Annotated in this window: 8 protein-coding genes; 7 read left to right on the top strand and 1 reads right to left on the bottom strand. The window is 69.6% G+C overall.

Going from position 1 to position 7,959, the window contains the following annotated elements:
- Positions 1 to 796, bottom strand: a 796-nt coding sequence (locus JHC79_RS14920; protein WP_296392134.1) for an SAM-dependent methyltransferase, incomplete at its 3' end; no start/stop codon positions are given.
- A 166-nt stretch (positions 797 to 962) separates the two neighbouring features.
- On the opposite strand from JHC79_RS14920, the gene JHC79_RS14915 reads away from it, so the two are divergent.
- The 7 genes from JHC79_RS14915 (at position 963) to JHC79_RS14885 (ending at position 7,959) form a co-directional block, all read left to right on the top strand.
- Entirely contained in the window at positions 963 to 1,748 is a 786-nt protein-coding gene (locus JHC79_RS14915; RefSeq protein WP_296392132.1) for an electron transfer flavoprotein subunit beta/FixA family protein, read from the top strand.
- Between the two features lie 14 nt (positions 1,749 to 1,762).
- Entirely contained in the window at positions 1,763 to 2,719 is a 957-nt protein-coding gene (locus tag JHC79_RS14910) for an electron transfer flavoprotein subunit alpha/FixB family protein (RefSeq protein WP_296392130.1), read from the top strand.
- 161 nt (positions 2,720 to 2,880) lie between these two features.
- The gene (locus JHC79_RS14905; protein WP_296392129.1) at positions 2,881 to 3,714 is read left to right on the top strand and encodes a GNAT family N-acyltransferase; all 834 of its coding nucleotides are present in this window, start codon (positions 2,881 to 2,883) and stop codon (positions 3,712 to 3,714) included.
- A complete protein-coding gene (locus JHC79_RS14900; RefSeq protein ID WP_296392128.1) occupies positions 3,715 to 4,596 on the top strand; it encodes a lysophospholipid acyltransferase family protein in 882 nt (293 codons plus the stop codon).
- A 50-nt stretch (positions 4,597 to 4,646) separates the two neighbouring features.
- A complete protein-coding gene (locus JHC79_RS14895) occupies positions 4,647 to 5,867 on the top strand; it encodes a cysteine desulfurase family protein (protein ID WP_296392125.1) in 1,221 nt (406 codons plus the stop codon).
- On the top strand, positions 5,867 to 6,949 hold the full coding sequence (mnmA, locus tag JHC79_RS14890) for a tRNA 2-thiouridine(34) synthase MnmA (protein ID WP_296392124.1): 1,083 nt from the start codon (positions 5,867 to 5,869) through the stop codon (positions 6,947 to 6,949). The genes JHC79_RS14895 and mnmA overlap by 1 nt, the downstream gene beginning before the upstream one ends.
- Entirely contained in the window at positions 6,946 to 7,959 is a 1,014-nt protein-coding gene (locus JHC79_RS14885; RefSeq protein ID WP_296392122.1) for a vitamin-B12 independent methionine synthase, read from the top strand. The genes mnmA and JHC79_RS14885 overlap by 4 nt, the downstream gene beginning before the upstream one ends.

The raw sequence follows: 7,959 nt of genomic DNA, 5'->3' as shown, positions 1-7,959 counted from the left end.
GTCGCTCCGCGACGGGGCGGTCGAGTCGCTCCGCGACGGCGAGGAGGTCGAGGCTGGCCTCGATGTCGTCGGGGTGGATCTCGAAATCGGTCGACCGGATGCTCGAGACGTCGGCCGTCAGAGCGGTGGGCCAGGGCTCGCCGTCGAGCGCGCGCTGGATCTGCGCGTCGATGAACGACCCGCCCCACCTCTTGTCGAGAGCGCGCAACGCGGGGCCGTGGTGCACGCCCGCCATCTCCGAGACCGTGAACCCGTTGTCGCCGAGCAGCTCGCCGAGTTCGGTGGCCGACAGTTCCCGGGTGTGGAAGGGGTTGAGCGGGGTGTCGCGGCCGGGGGAGAAGGTGATCCGGTTCGGCGTGCTCATCAGCAGCACACCGCCCGGGCGCAGGACCCGGGCGCATTCCCGTACGAATTGTGGCTGATCCCACAGGTGCTCGATCACCTGGAAATTGACGACGACATCGACGCTCGCGTCGGCCAACGGGAGGTCGACGAGGTTGCCCTGTTCGATGCTCAGGCGCGGATATCGAGCCCGGGTGTGCGCGACGGCGGTGGCGTCGTAGTCGACACACACCACGCTCCGAGCGACATCGGCGAGCATGTCCGCTCCGTACCCCTCGCCGGATCCGGCTTCGAGCACGTCACGGTCGGTGCAGATTGCGAGGATGTGCTCGTAGGCCACTTCATGTCGCCGGAACCAGTAGTTCTCCTCGGCGATCCCCGGCGCGGTGCGTTCGCCGGTGAGCACGAGGGTGGGCCCCTGTGTCGCCTCCGGGCGCTCGGTTGGGTTGATCATCCCCGGGAGCCTAGTGGCCGACGTTGTGATCAGCGTCATGGCCACCTCCCCACCTGGGATGGAACGGGTGTCAATCACGCCCCTGGTTGGGGTTAAAGTGGAGTGGAACGCTTATCCTTACCGGGCGGTAAGTTGACGAACCCCAAGCAGGAGGTCGATGAGGACCATGACGAACACTGTCGTATTGATCAAGCAGGTTCCAGACACCTGGTCCGAGCGCAAGCTCTCCGATGGTGACTACACGCTGGACCGTGAAGCAGCCGACGCGGTGCTCGACGAGATCAACGAGCGCGCCGTCGAGGAGGCGCTCCAGATCAAGGAGTCGAGCGGGGGCGAGGTCACGATCCTGTCCGCCGGTCCGGAGCGCGCATCCGACGCGATCCGCAAGGCTCTGTCCATGGGTGCCGACAAGGCCATCCACATCAAGGACGACCTGATGCACGGCTCCGACTCCGTCCAGACCGCGTACGTGCTCGCACGCGCACTGGGCACCGTCGAGGGCGTCGAGCTCGTGATCGCGGGCAACGAGGCCACCGACGGACGTGGCGGCGCGGTGCCGGCCATGATCGCCGAGTACCTCGAGCTCCCGCACCTGACGCATCTGCGCAAGCTCACCGTCGAGGGCGAGACCCTCACCGGCGAGCGCGAGACCGACGAGGGGATCACCCACGTCGAGGCCTCGCTGCCTGCCATCGTCAGCGTGACCGAGAAGATCAACGAGCCCCGGTTCCCGTCTTTCAAGGGGATCATGGCCGCGAAGAAGAAGGAAGTACAGGTCCTCTCCCTCGCCGAGATCGGTGTCGAGCCGTCGGACGTGGGCCTCGAGAACGCCGGTTCCACGGTCACCTCGTCCACCCCGAAGCCGCCCAAGACCGCGGGCGAGCGCGTGACCGATGAAGGTGACGGCGGCACGAAGGTCGCCGAATACCTTGTCGGACAGAAGATCATCTGAGGAGCGTAGAAATCATGGCTGAAGTTTTGATTCTTGCCGAGCAGGACGCAGAGGGTGGACTCAAGAAGGTCACCGGCGAACTGATCACGGCAGCACGTGCACTGGGCACCCCGTCCGTAGTCGTCGTCGGCAAGCCCGGCAACGCCGACGGTCTGATCGCCGGCCTCACCGAGGCCGGAGCCGAGAAGATCTACGTCGCCGAGTCCGACGACGTCGAGAACTACCTGATCAGCCCCCGCGTCGACGTCCTCGCCGCGGTTGTCGAGCAGGCCTCGCCCGCCGGTGTCATCGTCGCAGCGAACGCCGACGGCAAGGAGATCTCCGGTCGTCTCGCGGTCCGTCTCGGATCCGGCATCCTCTACGACGTGGTCGGCCTGAACTCCGACGGCAGCGCGGTGCACTCGATCTTCGGTGGCGCGTTCACCGTCGACGCCACCGCCAAGGGTGACGTGCCCATCTACTCCGTCCGTCCGGGCGCCGTGGAGGCCGAGCCGCAGGCAGGCGCAGGCGAGCGTGTCGACGTCGAGGTCCCGGCCGCGGCCGAGAACGCCGTCAAGATCACCAAGATCGAGCCCATCGTCGGTGGCGACCGGCCCGAGCTCACCGAGGCGTCGATCGTCGTCTCCGGTGGACGCGGTGTCGGCAGCGCCGAGAAGTTCTCGGTCGTCGAGGACCTCGCCGACTCGCTGGGTGCCGCTGTCGGTGCCTCGCGCGCGGCGGTCGACTCCGGCTACTACCCCGGCCAGTTCCAGGTGGGTCAGACCGGCAAGACCGTGTCGCCGCAGCTGTACGTGGCCCTGGGCATCTCCGGAGCCATCCAGCACCGTGCGGGTATGCAGACCTCGAAGACCATCGTCGCGGTGAACAAGGACGAGGAGGCGCCGATCTTCGAGATCGCCGACTTCGGCATCGTCGGCGACCTGTTCGACGTCGCACCCCAGCTCACCGAGGCCGTCAACAAGCGCAAGTGAGCCGCAGCACGACCTGAACGACCACATGACCCCCGGGATCCCCCGGGGGTCATGTGCGTGTCGGGCCCGGTTCACCATGGCCGGGGGAGTTCATCACGCCTCCATCGACACGACACCGTCGCGCTGCAGTGCTGTGCGAATCGGTCACTACACCTGTGGCCATGACCAACTCACTGCTGGCCGATCGACCCCTCCCGACCCCTCCGCGGTCCACGCGTCCACTCATCACCGGACCGACCTACAGCCTCCATCTCACCGACGACCCGCGCGACATCGTCGCGGCGCAGCGGCTGCGGTACGCGGTGTTCTCCCGCGAGCCCGGTTTCACCTCGGCGATGGCCGGCGTCACCGACGGCCGGGACGCGGACCGTTTCGACGACTTCTGTGACCACCTGATCGTCCGCCACAACGACACCGACGAGGTGGTCGGCTGCTACCGGATGCTGCCGCCCGCGGGCGCGATCGCCGCGGGCGGTCTGTACACCGCCACCGAGTTCGATCTCGCCGAACTCGACCCCATCGCCCCGCAGACCGTCGAGATGGGTCGGGCCTGTGTCGCGACCGCGCATCGCTCGGGGTCGGTCATGGCGCTGATGTGGTCGGGGATCCTGCGCTACCTCGACGACACCGGCCACCGCTACGCCGTCGGATGCACCTCGGTGCCCGTCGACACCGGCGACGGCACCGCGCCGGGTGCCCACATCCGGGGCATCCGCGACCTCGTCCGGGATCGCCACCGCGCGCCCTGGGAGGTCCACCCTCGTATCCCTCTCGACCTCGACGGTCGTGGACTCGACGACATCGCCGCGCCGCCCCGGCCGGCGCTGCCGCCGCTGCTGCGCGGCTACCTGCGGATCGGGGCGCAGATCTGCGGCGAACCCGCCCACGACGTCTTTTTCGGCGTCGCCGACTTCGTCACGATCATCGACAAGAACCAGGCGAACACCCGATACCTCGACCGACTGCGGTCGGCCGCCGACGCCGCGGAGGCCTAGATGACCCTCGTCCACACCCTGCCCACCCGGCGCGCCCACGCCTGGTTCCCCGTCAGTCCCTGCGACACGAGCTGCGTGCCCACCGCCGCCCGCACACACGGCCGCGTGCGGGCCGTCATCCGGCTCCTGCGGGTCGTGATGACCATCTGCTGGCTCATCCCCGCCGGGACGATCGTCACGGCCCTGCCGCGTCCGCTGCGACGACGGTTCGTCCGCGGTGCCGCGCGCTCGCTGCTCGCGGCCCTGGGCATCGCGGTCCTGGTCGACGACCGTCGACCGTTCGTCGGTAGGGGGGCCGGCCTGATCGTGGCCAACCACACCTCGTTCCTCGACATCCTCGCCATCGCGGCGGTGGTGCCCGCCCGCTTCGTCGCGAAGTCCGAGCTGCTCGCGTGGCCGGTCATCGGGACCCTCGCACGCCGCCTCGGTGTCATCGGCATCGACCGCGCGTCGTTGCGGGCGCTGCCGGGCACGGTCGAGGCGGCGGTCGCCGGACTGCACGCCGACGACGCCGTCGGGGTGTTCCCGGAGGGCACCACGTGGTGCGGACGCACCGGCGGGACGTTCCGGCCTGCGATGTTCCAGGCGGCCGTCGACGCATCCGTCCCCGTCATCCCGATGCATGTCGGCTTCCGGGGTCCTGGCGACGAGGTGTCCACGGTCGCGAGCTTCATCGGCGACGACGACCTCATGGACACGATGCGGAGGGTGATCTCGGCCACCGGTCTGAGCGTGCGGATCCGGGTACACGAGTTGCAGCTGCCGGGTTCGGATCGTCGGGAACTCGCCCGACGGTGCGAACGCCTGGTCTTCGGGCCGATGGTGCTCCCACCGCTGCCCACCGCCGCCGAGAGTGTGCACGGGTTGTCGCTGGCGGGCTGAGCACGCCGCGGAATTGTCGACGGTGTCCCGGGCGTTATCCTGAGGACACCATGCCCACCACCGATCGGACGCCCATCGGCCGTCCCACCGTCTACCTCGATCACGCCGCGTCGACAGCCATGCTGCCCCGCGCCGTCGAGGCGATGACGCAGATCCTGGGCGATCCGGGCAACGCCGCGTCGCTGCACGGGTCCGGCCGTCGCGCGCGCCGCCACCTCGAGGAGGCACGCGAGTCGATCGCCGCAGCAGTGGGTGCGCGTCCATCCGAGGTCATCTTCACCGCGGGCGGCACCGAGAGCGACAACCTCGCCGTCAAGGGCATCTTCTGGGCCCGGCGAGCCGGTGACCCCCGCCGCCGGCGGATCGTCATCTCGTCGGTGGAACACCACGCGGTCATCGATCCCGCGCAATGGCTCGCCGACCGTGGCGAGGCCGACCTCGTACTGTTGCCGGTCGACTCCGACGGGTTCGTCGATCCCGCGGATCTGCGGGCCGAGCTCGCCGCACACGCGACCGAGACCGCCCTGGTGTCGGTGATGTGGGCCAACAACGAGGTCGGGGCGATCCAACCGATCACCGAACTCGCGGCGATCGCCGCCGAGTTCGCGGTACCGATCCACACCGACGCCATCCAGGCCGTCGGGCACATCCCGGTCGACTTCGCCTCCAGCGGCCTGTCCGCGTTGAGCCTCGCCGGACACAAGTTCGGCGGTCCCCACGGTTCGGGCGCGTTGCTGCTGCGTCGCGACGTCGACTGTGTCCCGCTGCTGCACGGTGGTGGCCACGAACGCGACGTCCGGTCCGGCACACCGGATGCCGCCGCGGCCGTCGGCATGGCCGCCGCGCTGACGCAATCGGTCGACGAGCTCGCCGACTCGATGCATCGTGTCTCGGCCTTGCGTGACCGGCTGCTCAGCGCCCTGATGGACACCGAGGGCTGTCTCGTCAACGGACCGTTGGGGTCTCGGCGCCTCCCCGGCAACGCGCACGTGTCCTTCATCGGGTGCGAGGGGGACTCGCTGCTGATGTTGCTCGACGCCAATGGGATCGAGTGCTCCACCGGATCGGCCTGCACCGCGGGCGTCGCCCAGGCCAGCCACGTACTCATCGCGATGGGCATGTCCACCCCGGACGCCCGCAGCAGCCTGCGGTTCAGCCTGGCACCGTCGACCACCGCGGCCGACATCGACCGCGTCGCCGCGGTCATCGGCGAGGTGGTCGATCGCGCACGCACCGCGGGCATGGCCAGCGTCTCGGCGGGGGACCGCTGATGCGCATCCTGGCCGCGATGAGCGGTGGCGTGGACTCCGCGGTGGCCGCCGCACGCGCGGTCGACGCCGGACACGACGTCGTCGGCGTCCACCTCGCGCTCTCCACCGCACCGGGCGCGCTGCGCACCGGCAGCCGCGGTTGCTGCTCGAAGGAAGACGCGGGCGATGCCCGCCGCGTCGCCGACATCCTCGGGATCCCGTTCTATGTCTGGGATTTCGCCGACCGCTTCAAAGAAGACGTCATCGACGAGTTCGTCAGCGCCTACGCCGCGGGTGAGACGCCCAACCCGTGCCTGTCGTGCAACGAGAAGATCAAGTTCTCCGCTCTCGCCGAGCGGGCCATCGCCCTCGGCTTCGACGCGGTGGCCACCGGCCACTACGCACGGCTCGTCGACGGCGAGCTCCGGCGCGCGGTGGACGAGGACAAGGACCAGTCCTACGTCCTCGCGGTGCTGACCGCACAACAACTCTCACGCGCGATGTTCCCCATCGGCGACACCCCCAAGTCCGAGATCCGGGCGGAGGCGGCGCGTCGCGGGCTGTCGGTCGCCGAGAAGCCGGACTCGCACGACATCTGCTTCATCCCCACCGGCGACACGCGCGCGTTCCTCGGCGCCCGCATCGGCGTCCGACCCGGCATGGTCGTCGACTCCTCCAGTGGTGTCGCGCTCGCCGAACACGACGGCGTCCACGGCTTCACGATCGGCCAACGCAAGGGCCTCGGCATCGAGGCTCCCGCCGCGGACGGCCGACCCCGCTACGTCACCGGTATCGACGCGGAGACGTCGGTCGTCACGGTCGGTCCGGCCGAGGATCTCGACGTCTGGTCCATCACCGCCGATCGCGCGGTCTGGACATCGGGAACGGTGCCGACCGAGGATCTCGAGTGCACCGTGCAGGTCCGTGCCCACGGTGGTCTCGCGCGTGCACGGGCCCGGGCGATCGACGGCGGTGCCCGGATCCACATCGAGCTGTCCGAGCCGCTGACCGGGGTCGCCCGAGGTCAGGCCGCGGTGCTCTACCGTCTCGACCCCTCCGACGGCGACGTCGTTCTCGGCTGCGGCCGAATCGCAGCCGCGTGACGAACCCGGCCGCGTCGCCACCCACCGGGGTGGCCACCGGCGTCGGCTCGATGCCCGGATCCGACGCGCGTGCCGCAGCCGAGATCATCGCCGGCGAGGTGGGTCTGGTTCACCTGCCCGAACTGCCCGCGCGCGGGCTCGGGGCCGACATGATCGGGCGGAGCGCCGCCCTGCTCGTCGACATGCCCATGGACGTCACGCCGTCCGGTTACCGGTTGCGCTCGGGTGGGTCGACCATGGGTCGGCAGGCGCGGGACATGCTGCGCACCGACATCGACGCCCTCGAGGAGATCTGGGAGACCCGCGGACTCGGTGGTCCGGACCGGTGGGTCAAGGTGCAGCTCTGTGGACCCTTCACCCTGGCCGCGTCGGTCGAGGTCGGCGGCGGGCACAAGGCATTGCACGACCGAGGGGCGTGGTCGGATCTGGTCGACTCGATCGCCGAGGGCGCCGCGACGCACGCCGCCGAGATCCGTCGTCGGCTCGGTGCGCAGGTGCTCGTCCAGTTCGACGAGCCGCTGCTCGACCGTGTCATCGAGGGCAGCATCGCGCCGCTGAGCCGGCTCGACGTGATCAACCCGGTGCCCTCGCAGGTCGTGGCCGAGCACATCGATGCACTCATCGACGTCGTCGGCGGCCCGGTGCTGCTGCACCACTGCGGCAAGCGATTCCCCTGGCACACCGTCGCGCAGACAAAGCTCTGGGGGGTCTCGTTGGACATTGCCCACGTGCGCGCGACCAACCTCGACGGTCTCGGCGAGTTCCTCGACGGCGGTTCGGTGGTCGCTCTCGGAGCGGTCCCGTCGACCGATCCGGGTCGCGAACTGCCCGCCGAGCACGTCGTCGCATCCGTCACCGAGATCATCGACACCATCGGGCTGTCCCACGACGTGTTCGCCGAACAGCTGATCATCACCCCGGCCTGCGGGCTCGCCGGCGCCGATGCGGACTGGGCGACACGGGCACTTGCGCTCGCCACCACCGTCGCGACGGCCCTGCCACAGCAGTAG

Origin of the sequence: Williamsia sp. (assembly GCF_016462415.1) — a bacterium.
Classification (GTDB): Bacteria; Actinomycetota; Actinomycetes; order Mycobacteriales; family Mycobacteriaceae; genus Williamsia_A.
This window is presented reverse-complemented; position numbering and strand designations above follow the sequence as displayed.